The sequence below is a fragment of the Megasphaera massiliensis genome (assembly GCF_000455225.1).
Taxonomy (GTDB): Bacteria; Bacillota; Negativicutes; order Veillonellales; family Megasphaeraceae; genus Megasphaera; species Megasphaera massiliensis.
Map to the genome: position 1 here is coordinate 59632 of NZ_HF954535.1, position 17546 is coordinate 77177.

15 protein-coding genes and 1 riboswitch are annotated in these 17546 nt (G+C 51.2%); of the genes, 2 read left to right on the forward strand and 13 right to left on the reverse strand.

Annotated features, from left to right (window positions below):
- Window positions 1–161: 161 nt before the first annotated feature.
- From TX77_RS02205 to recG, 9 genes are all read right to left on the reverse strand, one after another.
- On the reverse strand, window positions 162–1547 hold the full coding sequence (locus tag TX77_RS02205) for an alanine/glycine:cation symporter family protein (protein WP_044503198.1): 1386 nt from the start codon (window positions 1545–1547) through the stop codon (window positions 162–164).
- Between the two features lie 111 nt (window positions 1548–1658).
- A riboswitch (glycine riboswitch) is annotated at window positions 1659–1746 on the reverse strand.
- Window positions 1747–1912: 166 nt separating this feature from the next.
- Entirely contained in the window at window positions 1913–2305 is a 393-nt protein-coding gene (locus TX77_RS02210; protein WP_044503199.1) for a cytidine deaminase, read from the reverse strand.
- The gene (surE, locus tag TX77_RS02215) at window positions 2302–3063 is read right to left on the reverse strand and encodes a 5'/3'-nucleotidase SurE (protein WP_044503200.1); all 762 of its coding nucleotides are present in this window, start codon (window positions 3061–3063) and stop codon (window positions 2302–2304) included. The genes TX77_RS02210 and surE overlap by 4 nt, the downstream gene beginning before the upstream one ends.
- 11 nt (window positions 3064–3074) lie before the next feature.
- Window positions 3075–4325, reverse strand: a complete 1251-nt coding sequence (locus tag TX77_RS02220; RefSeq protein ID WP_044503201.1) for a glycosyltransferase family 2 protein — start codon at window positions 4323–4325, stop codon at window positions 3075–3077.
- 20 nt (window positions 4326–4345) lie between these two features.
- The gene (locus TX77_RS02225) at window positions 4346–5017 is read right to left on the reverse strand and encodes a CDP-alcohol phosphatidyltransferase family protein (RefSeq protein WP_044503202.1); all 672 of its coding nucleotides are present in this window, start codon (window positions 5015–5017) and stop codon (window positions 4346–4348) included.
- Window positions 5014–5667, reverse strand: a complete 654-nt coding sequence (locus tag TX77_RS02230; protein ID WP_044503203.1) for a phosphatidylserine decarboxylase — start codon at window positions 5665–5667, stop codon at window positions 5014–5016. Before TX77_RS02230 ends, TX77_RS02225 begins: the two co-directional genes overlap by 4 nt.
- A 14-nt stretch (window positions 5668–5681) precedes the next feature.
- A complete protein-coding gene (locus TX77_RS02235) occupies window positions 5682–6413 on the reverse strand; it encodes a WecB/TagA/CpsF family glycosyltransferase (RefSeq protein WP_176698831.1) in 732 nt (243 codons plus the stop codon).
- Between the two features lie 18 nt (window positions 6414–6431).
- A complete protein-coding gene (gene guaB / locus TX77_RS02240) occupies window positions 6432–7895 on the reverse strand; it encodes an IMP dehydrogenase (protein ID WP_044503204.1) in 1464 nt (487 codons plus the stop codon).
- Between the two features lie 119 nt (window positions 7896–8014).
- Complete coding sequence (gene recG / locus TX77_RS02245) at window positions 8015–10054, reverse strand: ATP-dependent DNA helicase RecG (protein WP_044503205.1); 2040 nt, start codon at window positions 10052–10054, stop codon at window positions 8015–8017.
- Between the two features lie 135 nt (window positions 10055–10189).
- Here recG and rpmB point away from each other — a divergent pair, with 135 nt between their 5' ends.
- The gene (rpmB, locus tag TX77_RS02250; RefSeq protein WP_044503206.1) at window positions 10190–10381 is read left to right on the forward strand and encodes a 50S ribosomal protein L28; all 192 of its coding nucleotides are present in this window, start codon (window positions 10190–10192) and stop codon (window positions 10379–10381) included.
- Between the two features lie 162 nt (window positions 10382–10543).
- Here rpmB and TX77_RS02255 read toward each other — a convergent pair whose 3' ends face one another.
- The 3 genes from TX77_RS02255 to ppsA all read right to left on the reverse strand — a co-directional run bounded on the left by TX77_RS02255 (window position 10544) and on the right by ppsA (window position 14604).
- On the reverse strand, window positions 10544–11371 hold the full coding sequence (locus TX77_RS02255) for a pyruvate, water dikinase regulatory protein (protein ID WP_044503207.1): 828 nt from the start codon (window positions 11369–11371) through the stop codon (window positions 10544–10546).
- 2 nt (window positions 11372–11373) lie between these two features.
- Window positions 11374–12012 carry a transcriptional regulator CcpN gene (gene ccpN / locus TX77_RS02260; RefSeq protein ID WP_044503208.1) on the reverse strand — a complete coding sequence of 213 codons (639 nt, stop codon included), beginning with the start codon at window positions 12010–12012 and terminating at the stop codon, window positions 11374–11376.
- A 189-nt stretch (window positions 12013–12201) separates the two neighbouring features.
- A complete protein-coding gene (gene ppsA / locus TX77_RS02265; protein WP_044503308.1) occupies window positions 12202–14604 on the reverse strand; it encodes a phosphoenolpyruvate synthase in 2403 nt (800 codons plus the stop codon).
- 330 nt (window positions 14605–14934) lie between these two features.
- Here ppsA and TX77_RS02270 point away from each other — a divergent pair, with 330 nt between their 5' ends.
- Window positions 14935–17013, forward strand: a complete 2079-nt coding sequence (locus tag TX77_RS02270) for a transglycosylase domain-containing protein (RefSeq protein ID WP_044503209.1) — start codon at window positions 14935–14937, stop codon at window positions 17011–17013.
- 233 nt (window positions 17014–17246) lie between these two features.
- Here TX77_RS02270 and TX77_RS02275 read toward each other — a convergent pair whose 3' ends face one another.
- The gene (locus tag TX77_RS02275; RefSeq protein WP_044503210.1) at window positions 17247–17435 is read right to left on the reverse strand and encodes a hypothetical protein; all 189 of its coding nucleotides are present in this window, start codon (window positions 17433–17435) and stop codon (window positions 17247–17249) included.
- Between the last annotated feature and the right edge of the window lie 111 nt (window positions 17436–17546).

Sequence of the window (17546 nt, forward strand, 5' to 3'; positions counted from 1 at the left end):
GAACCCTCACGGTGTTACCCGCCTGATTTTGAGTCAGGTGCGTCTGCCATTCCGCCACCCCGGCATATCTCTTGTGCCTTGCAGAAATTTTACTCAGTGCTTGGCACAAGATTAATTATACCATAATGGAGAGAATCGTCAAGTATTTTTTTACGAAAGATTTAGTGACCCGGTGTTGCTTCTTCTTCCAAATCATCGGACACATCTTTCTTTTCTTCTTTCAAGTAATCGAAGTATTTTTTCGTTTCTGCTACGACGACACCGCTCAAGCCGATGAGGGCAATGAGGTTCGGGATAGCCATCAGACCGTTTACGATATCGGCCAAAATCCAGATGACGTCGAGTTTAATGAAGGCGCCGCAGGCGACGAGGGCGATAAAGATAATGCGGTAAGGCATAATGCCTTTAACGCCGACCAGGTATTCAACGCAGCGTTCACCATAGTAGTTCCAGCCGAGGATGGTCGTGAAAGCAAAGAGGGTAAGTCCGATGCAGAGGATGATGCTGCCGTACGTCGGGAAGGCCATCGTAAAGGCGGCATTGGTAAGCGCTGCCCCGTTGACGTCGCCCATCCAGGCACCGCTGACGACTAAGACGAGGCCCGTCAAGGTGCAGATGATGATCGTATCGATGAAGGTACCGGTCATGGAGATGAGGCCCTGTTCAGCCGGCCATTTAGTTTTAGCAGCAGCGGCAACGATCGGTGCACTGCCGAGACCTGATTCGTTGGAGAAGACGCCGCGGGCTACCCCATTTCGCATGGCAACCAATACCGTAGCTCCGAGGAAACCACCGGCGGCAGCCGTCGGAGTGAAGGCGCTGACGAGGATCTGTTCAATAGCTGCCGGAACCTTGTCGGCAAAGATGACCAAGAAAGCAACCGTCGAAATAATGTAGATAATGGCCATAGCCGGAACGACTTTAGACGCTACGCGGGCGATGGACTGCAGACCGCCAATCGTAATGGCTGCAACCAATACGGTCAGGACGACTGCCGTATATTCGACAGGAATGCTTGTCGTCAGCCGCGTAATTTCAACGATAGAGTTGACCTGAGCAAAGGTCCCGATACCGAAGAAGGCGACCAAGACGCCGAAGAAGGCAAACAAGAAAGCCAAGGGTTTATATTTTTTACCCAACCCATTTTCGATGTAGTACATCGGGCCGCCGGCGATTTCGCCGTTCTTGTCGACCGTCCGATACTTAACGGCTAAACAACCTTCGGCGTATTTCGTAGCCATACCGACGAAGGCAGCCATCCACATCCAGAAAATGGCTCCGGGACCACCGGCATGAACAGCCGTTGCGACACCGACGATATTGCCCGTACCGACGGTTGCTGCCAAAGCGGTGCACAAAGCTTTGAAGCTGTCTACGTCCCCATCGCCCTGGTTCTTAGCCGTGAAGATGAGCTTCAAGGCTCTCGGCAATTTTGAAATCTGCAGCAGGCGAAGGCGAGCCGTCAATAAGATACCTGTCCCGATGAGCAGGATCAATAAAGGCGGTCCCCAAATAAAACTGTCAATGGCATTCAATGTTTCCAACATCTTGCATACTCCCCTTTTAGTGTATTTTAGTATAATAACATAAAAAAAGACCTATCATCATCACTCTGAAGAGATAGGTCCTAAAAGGTCGCAGAAAAATAAAGGCTTTCTTCCGCTAGCTCTGTCCTTTTGCCTGAGAGATTAGAAACAATATCCTTGCACCTTCGGCGCCCAAATGGGACTCTCCAGAGTCGTGTCCACACACGGTCCCACCCCCTTAGGGGCACCTGAGAGTTTGACTCCGTCGGTAGGCTGTGCCTTCTCCCGTGTGTTTCGTTCACGCAATATGTATGATGTGCTGTTATTATAACGCGGCTGTTCAAAAAATGCAAGCCCTTTGTGGAAATTTGTCCGTATTGACGATACTATCGGGACAAGGACTCCCCAGAGAAAGCATAAGGAAGGAGTTCTTCCCAAGAAACGACCGCTGTGTCGCCCTTCATATTAGCCATGATAATCCGCGGAATGCGGAACTCGGCCATGACTTGACGGCAGGCGCCGCAGGGAGCGCAAGGGCCGTCCGTATCGGCTACGACAGCCAGTGCTTTAAACGCCCTCTCCCCTTCGGAAAGAGCCTTAAAAATGGCCGTCCGTTCGGCACAGTTACTCAGGGGATAGCTGGCATTTTCGATGTTGCAGCCGCCAAAAACCCGGCCTGACTCCATCAGGACGGCAGCACCAACGGGAAAGTGGGAATAGGGGCTGTACGAATGACGGCGATAGTCCCGGGCCAGTTCGATAAGGTCGGCATCACTCATAAATAGAGGGCTCCCTTCAGGTGGTCCAAAGCCCGTTCTGCCGTCTGCTGCCACTTGAGCGGCGTCAAGGCAATGTGCCCGTCTCGAACGCAGGCCACATCACTGTCGGGGGGAGCCGTCGTCATGTCGATGTCGCCGACGATACGATAGCAGACACTGCCGTCGAGATCGCGTTTTTCAGCGATGACGTTATGGTAAATCTGGACGGTCTGGGACGTAATGCAGACATTTTTTAAGCTGATATCGCCTTTCGGAGGTACGTTAACGTTGACAATCCCCGGAAAACGACCTTGGAGTGTAATTTTCTGAATCAACTGCCACATCAAACGAGCCGTTTCCACACAGCGTTCTTCAGTCATTCCGATCATAGATACGGCAAAGGCCGGAATCCCATAATACGGCCCTTCCATGGCCGCTGACACCGTCCCCGAATAAAGGACATCGCTGCCCAGATTATAACCGTCGTTGATGCCGGAAATGATGAGGTCCGGCCGGTCATCTTTGAGAAAATATTCCATAGCCATCTTGACACAGTCCACGGGCGTACCGGAAACGGCAATTTCCCGGATATCATCTTCTTCACGGGGGAGTTCCTGACAGTAAAGGGCCTTATTAATCGTCATCGAATGGGACGCAGCACTGCGCTGGCCATTCGGCGCAACGACAGTCAGCCGGCAGTCATGGGCCGAAAGTTCTCGTTTTAACGTCTGCAGGCCCAACGCCTTCAAACCGTCATCATTGGTCAACAAAATGTGCATAATAAAGCCTCCTACTTTTTATTTTCCTTCCGCAGCAAGGCTGCGCTTTCATACGACAGTGCTCGTGTATGCAGGGTGTGACTCCATTTCATCTTATGCCGATCCTTGAACCCGAGGAAGTTGACGGGAATCCAGCTGTACATAAAAATCGGATAGATGATGAGATACAGCCAAGATTTACGAGGAACCTTGATTTGCAGTAAGACGATAATAGGAATAAGATACTGCCCGACGCCAATAATCGACCAGATTTGAACAGGTACAATCGTATTTAAAATATTGGTATAAAAGGGCCAGTAAGAATTAAGCCAGGCCAACAGGGCGTACACCGTCGAGCCCATCATAAAGAAAGGCTGCGACAAGGTAAGGATGCCGTCAAGCATGCGAATATTCCCGGTCTTGATGCCCCGAGCAAACAACTTAGGAATAAAGCGCTCGCCGCAGTCACACTGCCCTTGAGCCCAGCGCTTTCGCTGACGGCAGGACTGCATGAAGCCAACGACCTTTTCGTCATAAATGATCGCGTCATGAGCCCAACAGGTGCGCACGCCCTCGAGGAGGACCTTCATGGAGAATTCCATGTCTTCCGTCAAGCATTCGCAGCCCCAGCCATACTTGCGGACGATTTCCGTGGCAATGCACATACCCGTACCGCCTAATGCCGTCGACAACCCAATATTGTACTTGGCCAGGTGCCACATGTGGTTAATCAGCCAAAAAGCGATGGAAAAAGTTCCGGCAATCCAGGAATCGGTCGGATTCTTCGAATCCATGTAGCCTTGGATGACCTTCTCCCCTTTCAAGAGGTGATGGTTCATTTCCCGCAAAAATTCCGGATGGACTAAGTTGTCGGCATCAAAGACGACGAAGGCATCGTACTGTTTTTCTTGGGCCAGCATTTGAGAAAACATCCAGTCCAAGGCGTATCCCTTCCCGACTTCTTCCTTATTGGTCCGAACTTTGACGATAGCGCCGTGATCCCGGCAAATATCGGCCGTATTATCCGTACAGTTGTCGGCAACGACGTAGATGTCGTACATATCCTTCGGATAATTAAGCTGTTTTAAATTGTCGATGAGCTGCCAAATGACGCGCTCTTCGTTATGCGCACAAATGACGGCAGCGAACGTATGCTTGGGGGCTGCCGTACTGTGCTCGCGCCGCTTCATCAAGCCGAAGCAGGCCAACGTAAAGTAATATAGTGAATAAAAAACGATGATGACTTGTATGGGTATCATAACGATATCCAAAATATGTTCCATATGCGACTCTCCCTAAATACTTAGCGAGCTGCTGCGACGTTCATGGCCGTATTGACTAACCCGAAGATAATGTACAGTAAGAATGGCAGGGTAATAACCAAGTGCCAATCGACGTACAGAACCAAGGCACCGATAATCACAGCAATAGCCAGCGCCGACTTATGGAGCACATCGGGACTGGCACCTTTAAAGTCGGGGTGATGAACCTGGCTGACCAGATTATACCCCAAGAGGACGACTAAAATCGCGACCAGCCAAGCCGGAAGCACGGCCCCGGAAATGACGAAGGTAGCAATGAGGCAGCCGCCGTTCGGAATGGGCATGCCTTGAAAATAGCCGTGGACGACGCCGGTATTGAGATTAAAACGCGCCAGGCGAATGCCGCCCAAAGCAGCGTAAATAATAGCAGGAATCGCGCCGACCCAGCCCAGGAACTGTAACGAATAGGTATAAATCAAGAACGCCGAGGCAGCCCCAAAAGATACGACGTCAGACAGGGAATCCAGTTCCTTGCCGAATTCACCGGCCACGCCGAGAGCTCGGGCCGAACGGCCGTCACAGGCATCACAGACGACAGCCAAGAGGATGCAGATCCCGGCCCAAACGTATTCCCCATGGAGTGTCATCATCATACTCAGGACGCCAAAACTCAGATTGCCTGAGGTGAACAGACACGGTATTATCTTCTTCATGAAACAATCCTCCCTATCACCGATTCACCGCCGCGAACTTTATCGCCTTTTTTGACGGTGATTTCAACGTTGTCACGTACATAGATTTCTGCACAGGACCCGAATTTTATCATACCGTACAGCTGGCCGTGCTGTAATTCATCGCCTAACGTGACCCAGGAGACAATGCGCCGGGCCAGGACACCGGCAATAATATTGACTAAAATGTCCGTACGAGTTGAATGAATACCGATAGAATAGCGTTCATTTTCATAACCGACACCGTCTTTATAGGCCGGACGGAATCGACCGCACGTATATTGCTGGAAGTCAATCGTTCCCGGAAGGGGTGCCCGATTGACGTGGGCATCGAAAATAGACAGGAAAATAATGACTTTCCGACACCTTTGATTCAGATAGGTGTCTTCATCGACCTCTTCGATACCGACAACGGTACCGTCAGCCGGCGACACTAATAAACGGTCATCCGTCGGCGGTCTGCGCCGGGGATTCCGGAAAAAATACATAAAATACAAGGCCAGCAAAGCCGGCAGGACTGCCGCATAGGCATTGATGAACCAGCCTGCCGCCAGGGCCAGTAAAAGCGGCACAATGATAAATGGGTAGCCGTCTTCTACAATATAAGGTTTGTTTAAGACATCACTATTCAATTTATCACCTCAACTCATTGGCTTCGCTTGCTGCCCTTTACAGCCAGTACAAACCGCGGCAGGGCCAGCATGCGCTTAAAGCGTGTCGGCTCTTTAAGAAGACGATAGAGCCATTCCAAGCGGTTTTCCTGCATCCATTTCGGAGCTCGAGCTGCTTTGCCGGCTAAGACGTCAAAGGTCCCGCCGACACCCATGCAGACGCAGGGTCCGAGTTCATACAAGTGCTCGTGTATCCATTTCTCTTGTTTCGGCACGCCGAGAGCGACTAAAAGGATTCGAGTCCCTTTGCTGCCGATATCTTCGATAATTTGTTTTTCTTCATCATCAGAGAAGAACCCCGAATGAGTCCCGACGACATTGAGCGGCCCGAGCTGCTTCTGCATATTGACTGCAGCCTGTTCAGCAATGCCGGGAGCACCTCCAAAGAGGTAGACAGCCGTTTGGCGTGCAGCTGCTTCTTGCAGCAGACTGCACGCCAAATCGACACCTGTAACGCGTTCTTTAAATTTCTTGCCCTGTTGTTCTGCAGCCCACAAGACACCGGCCCCATCGGGAACTACCAGGTCGGCCTGCTGCAGGATCTGCGCCAGTTCGGAATCGGACTGAGCCCGCATGACCATCTCCGCATTGGCCGTCGCAATGGAAGCAGCACGGCCTTCGTCGATACATTTGAAGGCCAGTGCCTGTGCTTCTTTCATGGTGACGTTGTCGATGGGAATGGACAAGATATCGATTATACTAGTCAACGTATCCCTCCGCCCTGCTTAGTTTACGCTGTAATTCGGAGCTTCTTTCGTGATATTGACATCATGGGGATGGCTTTCACGAAGACCGGCTGCGGTAATCTGGATGAACTGCGTATTTTCAATCATTTCCTTGATGTTGTGGCAGCCGCAATAGCCCATGGATGCGCGAAGACCGCCGACCATCTGATAAATCGTATCGGCAGCAGGTCCTTTATAAGGTACACGGCCTTCAATGCCTTCAGGAACGAGCTTCTTCGAATTCGAATCTTCCTGGAAGTAACGATCTTTACTGCCCGATTCCATGGCAGCCAGGGAACCCATGCCGCGGTATTCTTTGTAGCTTCGGCCCTGGTAAATAACCGTTTCGCCCGGGCTTTCTTCTGTACCGGCAAGGAGATTGCCCATCATGACGACGTTGCCGCCGGCTGCAATGGCCTTAGCCATATCACCGGAGTATTTGATGCCGCCGTCGGCAATGATAGGAATGCCGTAGCGCTGTGCCACCTTTGCACATTCGTGAACGGCCGTAATCTGCGGTACGCCGATACCTGCGACGATACGGGTCGTGCAGATGGAGCCCGGTCCGATACCGACTTTAACGGCGTCGACGCCACATTCAATGAGGGCTTCTGTAGCCGCACCGGTTGCGACGTTGCCGGCAATGACCGGAAGGTGCGGATAGAGCTTTTTGATTTCTTTCAACGTATTGAGTACGCCCAAGGAATGGCCGTGTGCCGTATCGATGACGACGACGTCGACTTTGGCAGCGACGAGAGCATCGAGGCGGTCGGTCATATCATGGGTGACACCGACAGCGGCTGCGACCAAGAGGCGGCCGTTGCCGTCTTTCGCCGAATTCGGATATTTCGTAGCTTTTTCAATATCCTTAATCGTAATCAACCCCTGCAGGTTGCCTTCTTTATCGACGAGGGGTAATTTTTCAATGCGGTGCTTGCGGAGAATTTCTTTCGCTTCTGCCAGCGACGTGCCGACCGGAGCCGTAATCAGATTTTCCTGCGTCATGATGTCACCGATACGGCGGCTCATGTCTTCTTCAAAGCGCATATCACGGTTGGTAATGATCCCGACGAGTTTGCCGTCGACCGTAATAGGTACACCGGAGATGCGATATTTCCCCATCAATTCATTGGCATCTGCCAAAAGATTATCCGGGTGAAGGAAAATGGGATCGATGATGATGCCGTGTTCCGACCGTTTTACCTTGTCGACTTCACGGGCCTGAGCTGCAATGGACATATTCTTATGAATAACGCCAATGCCGCCTTCGCGGGCAACGGCAATAGCCATAGGGGCTTCCGTTACCGTATCCATACCAGAACTCATAATAGGAATATTCAGTTTGATATCGCGGGTCAGGTTCGTTGATACGTCCACTTCTTTCGGAAGTACGTCAGACTTAGCCGGAACCAAGAGAACGTCATCAAATGTCAAACCTCTCATACCAAATTTATCAGATCTCATATTTGCACCTCTGTTTTGAAAAATATAAGAAATAAAAGGGGTAAATCCCCTTAAATAGCTTATCCCTTATTATAACTGAAATCACCTGTTCTGTACATAATTTTAGAGCAATTTTCTCGTCAGTTGTTCAAAAGTCCGGCAAAGGACTTGCCAAAACGCCGCTTCAGCGCTTCTTCTGCGACCTCCGGATTTCCCGAGATCTGCCACCACCGCCGTGCTTCATCGCGGGCCGCTTCCAAGATAATTATATCGTTTATGATGTCGGCAGCCTTTAAGTCGGGCAGACCGTGCTGGAGATAGCCAAAAAGCTGTCCCGAGCCGCGAAGAAGTAAATCCTTTTCCGCCAGGGTAAAGCCGTCGTGAATCGTTTCCATCCATTTGAGCCGCTGTTTCGTCTCGTCACTGCCGCCCTTGGCCATGAGAATGCAGTAAGCCTGCAAATCGCCGCGTCCGACACGGCCGCGAAGCTGATGGAGCTGGGCCAGGCCGAAGCGCTCAGCGCCGTCGATGAACATGACGGTCGCATTGGGAACGTTGACGCCGACTTCGATGACGCTCGTCGCTACCAAGAGGTCGATATCTCCCTTTTGAAAGGCCTCCATGACGGCCTCCTTTTCTTTTCCGGCCATGCGGCCATGAACGAGGCCGCACGTGCGGTTCTTAAAGAATTTATGACGCAGCTCTTCGTAAAGGTCGGTCGCGGCCTGAAGGTCGACGGACTCCGAGGCCTCTACCAAGGGACAGACGACGTAGCACTGCTGGCCGGATTCCATGAGCTTGTCCATGAAGGTATAGACCCGCCGGCGCAGGGCTTCACCGACAGCGTAGGTCTTAACCGTCTTTCGTCCCGGCGGCAGTTCGCGGATGGACGACACGTCGAGATCGCCGTACAGCGACAACGTGAGGGTCCGGGGAATGGGCGTTGCCGTCATGAATAAAGCATGGGGCTCCTGCCCTTTCCGGGCCAGGGCCGACCGTTGACGAACGCCGAAGCGATGCTGTTCATCAGTGACGACCAATCCCAGGCTGCGAAAGACGACATCTTCCTGGATCAAGGCATGAGTTCCGATGAGGATATCAATCGTACCTTCTTGGAGGTCTTCTAAGAGCTGCTGCCGCTCTTTAGCCGTCGTCCGGCCGGTTAAAAGGGCGATGCTGACATCGAGGCCGTCAAAGAGCCGGAGAAATTCTTCATAATGCTGAGCCGCCAAAATCCCCGTCGGCGCCATGAGCGCCCCTTGGTAGCCGTTTTCGACGATTTTGGCCAGGGCCAGGGCTGCGACGACGGTTTTCCCCGAGCCGACATCCCCTTGGACAAGGCGCTGCATGGCCACTTCACTTTCCATATCATTTTGGATATCTAAAAAGGCCCTCGTCTGTCCTTTGGTCAGCGTAAAAGGCAGGTGCTCATAGAAAGCGCGGAGCAGACGGCCGTTGGGGCCGCATTTGATGCCCTGCCGCTTCCCTTCACGGTGACGACGTAATAAGAGGCCGAGCTGCATATCGAAGAGTTCTTCAAAGGCCAGTTGGCGGCGAGCCCCTTCTTTTGCCTCCATAGAGGACGGAAAATGGATCGTTTCATAGGCTGCCAGGGACGGCATCTGTGAAAAATCCGAATGGCGCCCTGCCTCCCAACCGGGTAGGATGTCCAAATGAACCGCCGCTATATCGAGTGCCCCGCGGACGGCTTTTCTCACATCCTGCTGCCGCAAACCGTCCGTCAGGCCATAGACGGGGACAAACCCGGAGCCTTCCACCCTTCCTTCTTCCGTATCGGGCGAATTCATCTGTCTCCGGCCGTAGGCCCATTCTAATTTCCCAAAGGCGGTCAGAGTCATGCCGACCTTAAACAGCCGTTTCTTGAAGGCCTGGTTGAACCAAACCAACTCGACAGCTCCGGTTCCATCGCTGAGGGCAACTTTCAACAGCGACAGTCCCCGTCTCGGCCGTGCCTCCTGAACCGAAGCCACGGTACCGCATAACAAGACGGCTTCCCCGGTACCGCACGGCGCCTGGCCGATTGGCCAAACGTGGCTGCGATCTTCATAATCGCGGGGAAAATACTGCAGGAGATCGGTCACCGTCGTAAGATGCAGCCGGGCAAAAAGCGCTTCCTTACGCGGTCCGATGCCTTTAATATCACGAATAGAAAATTCCATAAAAAAACTCCTTGTCAAGAACTTTCATTTATTGTATCATATTTTGTAGGCTTTTTATAAATAAAACTTGCGTTGCCCTATGATTTATGATAAGATTTATACGTTGTACTGTGATGGTGCAGGGAGGTGTAACTAATGGCAAACTTTTGCGAAGTATGTGGTAAAGGAACAATGAGCGGCATGAATGTCAGCCATTCCCATGTAAAAACGAAAAAAACCTGGAAACCGAATATCCAGCGAGTCCGCGCTATCGTCGACGGCGAAATTAAACGAGTTAACGTCTGCACTCGTTGCCTTCGTTCCGGCAAAGTCCAGCGTGATGTTTAATGACTATCGAAAAAGCGTTGCCTACGAAGGCAGCGCTTTTTTAATGCCAAAAAGATACCGAAAACGCCGCCCTTCTTCACAAGGAATCGAGCCCTCGAGACGAGTAAAAACAAAAAGGATTGGTCCTCAGACCGAATCCTTTTTTATTTTCCCCGGAAGGGCTTATCCCTCATCAGGGTATAGTTCCTTATTTCGTTTAACGATTTCCATGACTAAATTAGCCGTTTCTTCGATAGCTTTCGACGACACGTCGATGATCGGGCAATGGAGGCGCCGCATAACACCTCTGGCATATTCTAATTCTTCGTTGATCCGCTCGATATTGGCATAGCTGGCATTGGCATCGAGCCCCATACTGCGCAGCCGTTCCGAACGAATGAAGTTCAGTTTAAAGGGATCGATAATCAGGCCGACGATTTTACGGGCCGGGATCTGGAACAATTCAGGCGGCAAGTTGACTTCCGGTACGAGAGGAAGGTTAGCTGCCTTGACCCGTTTGTGTGCCAAATACATGGACAAGGGCGTCTTCGAGGTCCGCGATACCCCGACAATGACGATATCGGCCTTCAAAAAGCCCATGGGATTCTTGCCGTCATCGTATTTTACGGCAAATTCAATAGCTTCGACACGCTTAAAGTATTCTTCGTCGAGCTGATGAATCATCCCGGCCTTCAACGTCGGTTCTGTATCGGTCAAGGTGCCGACACCGGACAGCATAGGCCCGATGATGTCGACGACGGTAACATCCGTATCGGCCGTCAAGTCCTTCAATTTGCGCCGCAAAGCCGGAGAAATGATGGTATAGCAAATCATGGCCTTATCGGCTTCTGCCTTGCGGACCAATTCTTCGATCTGCTGGTCCGAGCGTATATACGGTACACGGATAATATTAAATTCTTGTTTGTCGTATTGACTTGCCGCTGCCCGGGCGACGCGTTCTGCCGTCTCACCCAGGGAGTCGGAGCAAGCATAAATAATCGGCTTTTCCAAGATTATCTCCTCCCTAACCCACATTCTACAAACAGGCGGTTAATATTGGTCTTTGAAATTCTTCCGATGACCTGCAGTTCTTTTTTATCATCTTCATCACTGGTGATAACGTTGACGACAGGCAGACAGTCGATTTCATATTCATTTAAACGCTGGGCGGCGACGATAGCCTTTTCATCAGGCTGTACATAGATCACCTTACTCACCGGCGTCATGACCATCCTCACCGGCAGCGTCCTCAAATCATTGCTGCCCATAGCCGTCTTCAACAAATCCTTTCGCGATACGACGCCGGCCAGGATATTGTCGGTCCCGACGAACACCGTCCCCACATCTTCTGTAAACATGGCGATAATAGCGTCATAAGCGCTCGTATGCTCGCCGACGATGACCGGCTGAGACAGGCAAGAATCGATGGTAATATCCGTAATGGCCCGCGAAAGCAGGTCTTTTTCCTTATTGCCTGTAAAAAAGTAGCCTAACTTCGGACGCGCATCAATCAGTCCCAGCATCGTCAAAATGGCCAGGTCTGAGCGCAGGGCCGCCCGTGTCACATGAAGGCGATTGGCAATATGCTGGCCTGTAATCGGACTGTTTTCCTTTACAATCTGTAAAATTTTTTCCTGACGTTCCGATAACATAGCGTCTTTTCACCTCCTATGTACCAATAGCACTCTCATTCGCTTACTATCATATCATATATAGGGATAATCCGCGATATAAAGTATACATTATTTATAGTCACATCATATCGAATAGTCCTACCCGAAAAAGGCGGTCCAATCATTTCGTTGGACCGCCTTTCTTCGGCTCACTTCGTCACGGGACGATTACCACGTATAATCTTCTGTATCAGCACGGCCTTTTCCGGTCAAGGAATCGAGGAGGATTCGCTGTTCGACCTGGGCAATATGCTTCCGCGTCGAGATGACGGCATCGGGATTGACGGAAATGGAGTCAATGCCGCTCTTGACCAAGAATTCTGCAAAATCAGGATAAACGCTCGGTGCCTGACCGCAGATAGAAACGGTCTTACCGTCCTTATGGGCCACTTCGATGAGATGGCGGATAGCCCGTTTGACGGCCAAATTCCGTTCATCAAAGAGAGGCGCTACGGTATCATTGTCGCGGTCACAACCCATGACCAGCATCGTTAAGTCATTGGAACCGATGGAATAGCCGTCGACGAACTGATTGAACTGGTCAGCTAAGATGATGTTCGACGGAATTTCAGCCATGAGCCATACTTTAAAGTCCGGACCGCGATGGAGGCCTTCCTGTGCCATGAGGTCGACAACTTTCTGCATTTCATCGACACGGCGGCAGAAGGGAATCATGACGTTGAGGTTCTTGAAGCCATATTCTTCACGGACTTTACGAACGGCCTGCAGTTCAAGTTTAAAGGCTTCTACGTATTTAGGATCGTAGTAGCGGGATGCACCGCGCCATCCGAGGAGAGCGCTGCTTTCTTCCGGTTCATATTTATCGCCGCCTTTAAGGTTGCGGTATTCACTCGATTTAAAGTCACTCAGGCGCAGGGTTACCGGACGCGGAGCCAAGGCCTGGCAGACTTTGCGGATCCCTTCGGACAATTGGTCGACAACGTGGTCCGGACGGCCCGTTTCGATGAGATATAAGGGATGTTCATGAATGAAGGTCGTCCAAATAAATTCTTCACGCATGAGGCCGATGCCGTCACAAGGAAGAGCGCCGTATTTTTCAGCCAGGTCAGGATTGCCGAGATTCATATAAATCTTAGTGCCCGTAACCGGTACCGATTCGGCAGCGACGACAGTCGTGCCGCCAGCACCACCGGCAGCTTCTGAACCTTGCGGTTTGATCAAGTCGGCGACGACGCCTTCATAGACAATGCCATTGGTAGCGTCGACAGTGATTTCAGCTCCGTCGGGAATGGCCGTTGTCGCTTCGACGCTGCGGCTCTTGGTCCCAACGATACAAGGAATGCCCAATTCGCGGCTGACGATGGAAGCATGGCAGGTCATGCCGCCGGCATCAGTGACGATAGCTTTGGCTTTCTTCATAGCCGGAACCCAGTCGGGGGCGGTCATGGTCGTAACCAGGATTTCGCCGTCTTTGAATTCCGCAATCTTCGACGGATCGAGGATGACGTGAGCTTTGCCGGCAGCACTGCCCGGACTTGCCGGAAGGCCTTTTACGATAACCTTGCGGTCTGTCGTCACTGCAGCAGGTGCCGCAGCCGTTTCGGCCTTTTCTTTATTCTTCTTCGACCAAACCGTTTCCGGACGAGCCTGAAGGAGCCATACCTTATTGGTCCGTTCATCGACGCCCCATTCCATATCCATGTAGCAGCCGTAGTGTTTTTCAATCTTCTTAGCATATTGAGCCAGTTCTCGAATCTGTTCATCCGTAATGACCTGCTGTTTCTGCAGTTCCGGCGGAACGAGGCGTTCTTCACAGTCGCCGCCGGGCTTACGGACTAATTCAACAGGTTTCGTATTGACCATTCGCGACACGATAGACAGATCATCCTTGCGAATCTTGAAGTTATCCGGCGTAACCGTCCCTTGAACGACGTATTCGCCAAGGCCCCAGGCCCCTTCAATGGTAATCGTCGTATCGTCACCGGTAACCAAATCTACGGTGAACATGACACCGGCCGATTTGGAGAACACCATCATCTGGACAGCCGCACTCAAAGCAACGGACAGATGGTCAAAACCCTGTTTCGTCCGATAGTATGTAGCACGGTCGGTAAAAGTCGAAGCATAGCATTCCTTTACTTTCTGGATGACCATATCGGCCCCCTGGACATTGAGGTACGTGTCCTGCTGACCGGCAAAGCTGGCATCGGGCAAGTCTTCGGCCGTAGCACTGGAGCGGACGGCAACAAAAGGCTGCGCTTCGCCGACTTTCTTACCTAATTCTTCATAGCTCTTGCGAATTTCTTCCGCTAAGTCGGCCGGCATCTGAGCATCACAGATAGCCTGACGGATTTTTGCCGTCACATCGCGAAGCTGAACGGCATCTTCCACGTCGGTCAACCCTTTTAATAATTCCGGAATCTTCACATCCATGCCCGTTTCATGCATAAAATGACGGTATCCGGCAGCCGTCGTTGCAAAACCATAAGGAACGGGAACGTCCGTCTGGGACGTCAATTCACCGAGAGACGACGATTTGCCGCCTACGAGAGCTACGTCAGCTCTACGCAATTCATCAAACCATAATACATACGCCTTTTCTCTATCCATTGCCATCTTCTTTACCTCCTGCCGGTTCGTTAAACCGTATATGCTAAATTGTCTTTTTCATACGTTTATAGTACGCTAATAATATCACAATGTCAATAGTTTTTTCAAAAAGACATGATACTCTCTTTACAAGAGTATACTATATATAAAAATATTTCATATTCAGTGTAGCGTAAAACGTTTTAAAAACAGGGGTCACTTTAAAGTTTCTCAACCTCTTCCATATATATAGGATAATAAAGCCGATTGTGGTATAATAAGAAGCTAGTAATATTTCAATTTATATATAATAACCTTATAATGAGTACAAACGTCATGTAGGAGGAAAAAATGTATACACCCAGACGCAGAGCAAAAAAAGCCAAAGAGGCCGGTCCATTCCGCCGCATCCGCCTTTTTATCGCCTTATGCCTTGTCGTTTTTGCCGGCTTAGGGTTTGGCTATATTTTTGCTGCTTATCAAAGCTTGCCGACGGTAAGCAATAGCATGCGGCCTGCCGTATCGTCCCAGGTCTTCGATGCCCACGGGCGGCTGATCACAACCCTTCATTCCGATCAGAACCGGCTTCCTATCGATATCAACAAGGTTCCGCAAAATCTGCAGAATGCCTTTATCGCAGCCGAAGACAACCGTTTTTATCAGCACATCGGCATCGATCCCATCGGCATCGTCCGCGCCTTGTTCACCAACCTGACCAACCGCGGTATCGCCCAGGGCGGCAGTACGATTACGCAGCAGCTCGCAAAAAATGCCTTCCTGTCTCAGGAACAGACGATGAAGCGAAAGATTCAGGAAGCCATGCTGGCCTTAGAAATCGAACAGAAGTACAGTAAAAAAGAAATCCTCGAAATGTACATGAACCAGATTTACTTCGGCCAAGGCGCCTACGGAATCCAGACGGCTGCCAAGACATACTTTAATAAAGACGTCAGTGAATTGACCCTGACCCAGTGTGCCCTCTTGGCCGGCCTTCCCAAGAGCCCGAACTACTACTCTCCTTTCAATAACCTGAATGAAGCTAAACAACGGACCAACGTCGTCCTCGACCAGATGGTCAAGTATGGCTACATCTCCGCCTCGGAAGCCGAACAGGCCAAGAACCAGGATCTCGACCTTTCGAAGAACCACCAGGCTCAAGAAAGCGATGAAAATGCATCCTTCATCGATTACGTATCCCAGCAAGTTGCTCAAAAATACGGTGACGACGCCCTCTACAAAGAAGGTTTGAAGATTTACACGACTCTCGACGTCGACAAGCAGCATGCCGCTGTCCAGGCCCTTCACAACCTGCCGGACAACTATACCGATGAAAATGGTCTGACTCAGCCGCAAGGCGCCATTGTCTCCATCGATCCCAAGACCGGCTACATCCTGGCTATGGTCGGCGGCCGCGGTCAAGACAGCTTCAACCGCGCCAGCCAAGCCGTCCGCCAGCCGGGTTCCGCCTTTAAGCCCTTCGTCTATCTCACAGCCCTGCAGCATGATATGACGCCCGATACGACGATGGAAGATAAACCCGTTACCTACGGCAGTTGGAGTCCGAGAAATACCAGCGGCTCCTACCGCGGCTCCATGCCGTTAAGCGTCGCCTTAGCAAACTCGGTCAATACGATTGCCGTCCAGCTCGCCGATCGCGTCGGCCCCAGCAACATCATTGCCAACGCCAAAAAAATGGGCATCACCACCCTCGACAATAAGGATGACAACCTGGCCATGGCTCTCGGCGGTCTGACCCGAGGCGTCACGCCCCTTGAAATGGCCAGTGCTTACGGCACCTTTGCCAATAAGGGCGTTCACGTCAAACCGACGGCCATCATCAAAATTCTCGACCGCAACGGCAACGTCCTTGAAGATGAATCAACCCTCGAAAAAGAGGAAAACAAGACTCGCGTCATGTCCGAAAAAGAAGCCTATGAAATGACCGTCATGTTAGAAGGCGTCATCGAATACGGCACCGGTACCGCCGCATCGCTCGGACGCCCGGCCGCCGGCAAGACCGGTACGACAGACGACAATAAAGACGCCTGGTTCGTCGGCTATACACCGGATATCGTAACGGCCGTTTGGATCGGTGACGATACGGGTTCGCACAGCCTTGGCGAAGTCTACGGCGGCACCATTCCGGCTGAAATCTGGAAAGACTACATGTCATCTGCTGCATCAGACGAACAAGACCGGGAATTTTCCGTTCCGGCAGGTATGGAACGGATTCGCGCCCGGGCAGCCCTCTCCAATAACAGCGCCCGCGTCGCAGACGACGCAAAAAAAGCGTCGGATACAGAAAAGAAAGACTCCGACGATAAAGAAAAGACCGACGAAAAAGCAGAGTCCCGAAGTGAAGAAACATCGCGACAGCCGTCGGAAGAAGCACGAAGACAGCAGGAAGACAGTAACAACAAAGCACAGTAATGCCAAAAGAGCAGCCGCACCGCAAACGGTGCAGCTGCTCTTTTTCTGTTGTCCGGACCTTACTTTTTTTCATATATAAACAAGAGACAGGTCCATCTTCTCTGTAACCTCCCCCGAACCGGCTGATATCCCATTTTTCGTAGAACCTGATAGGGGGGCCCGCTTTTATTACACGTATATAGGCTCTTGTCCTTCCACACAGACTGAATCTACGGCTGCCATTAGCTTCGCCGTCAGTCCCCGCCAGCGGTGACCAGGATGTATCGGCCCGCGTCGACGCTACTCCCATCATACCGATAGCGGATGACTCCGACGATAACTGCCTCATCAGAGACGAGCTTCAGTATCGTCCCATTGACAAAATCATACCTGAAGTCGTCTTCCATTTCCGGAAGCGCCGGCACATCGAATTGGCCAATCAAGGCAGCCTCCCTCGACTATATTTATTATCCCCAAAAAAGGGGGCGTCATTCATCCAAAGGCCCCTTAAAACAGAAAAAAGCAGCCCCAAACGGAGCTGCTTTTAAGTCACA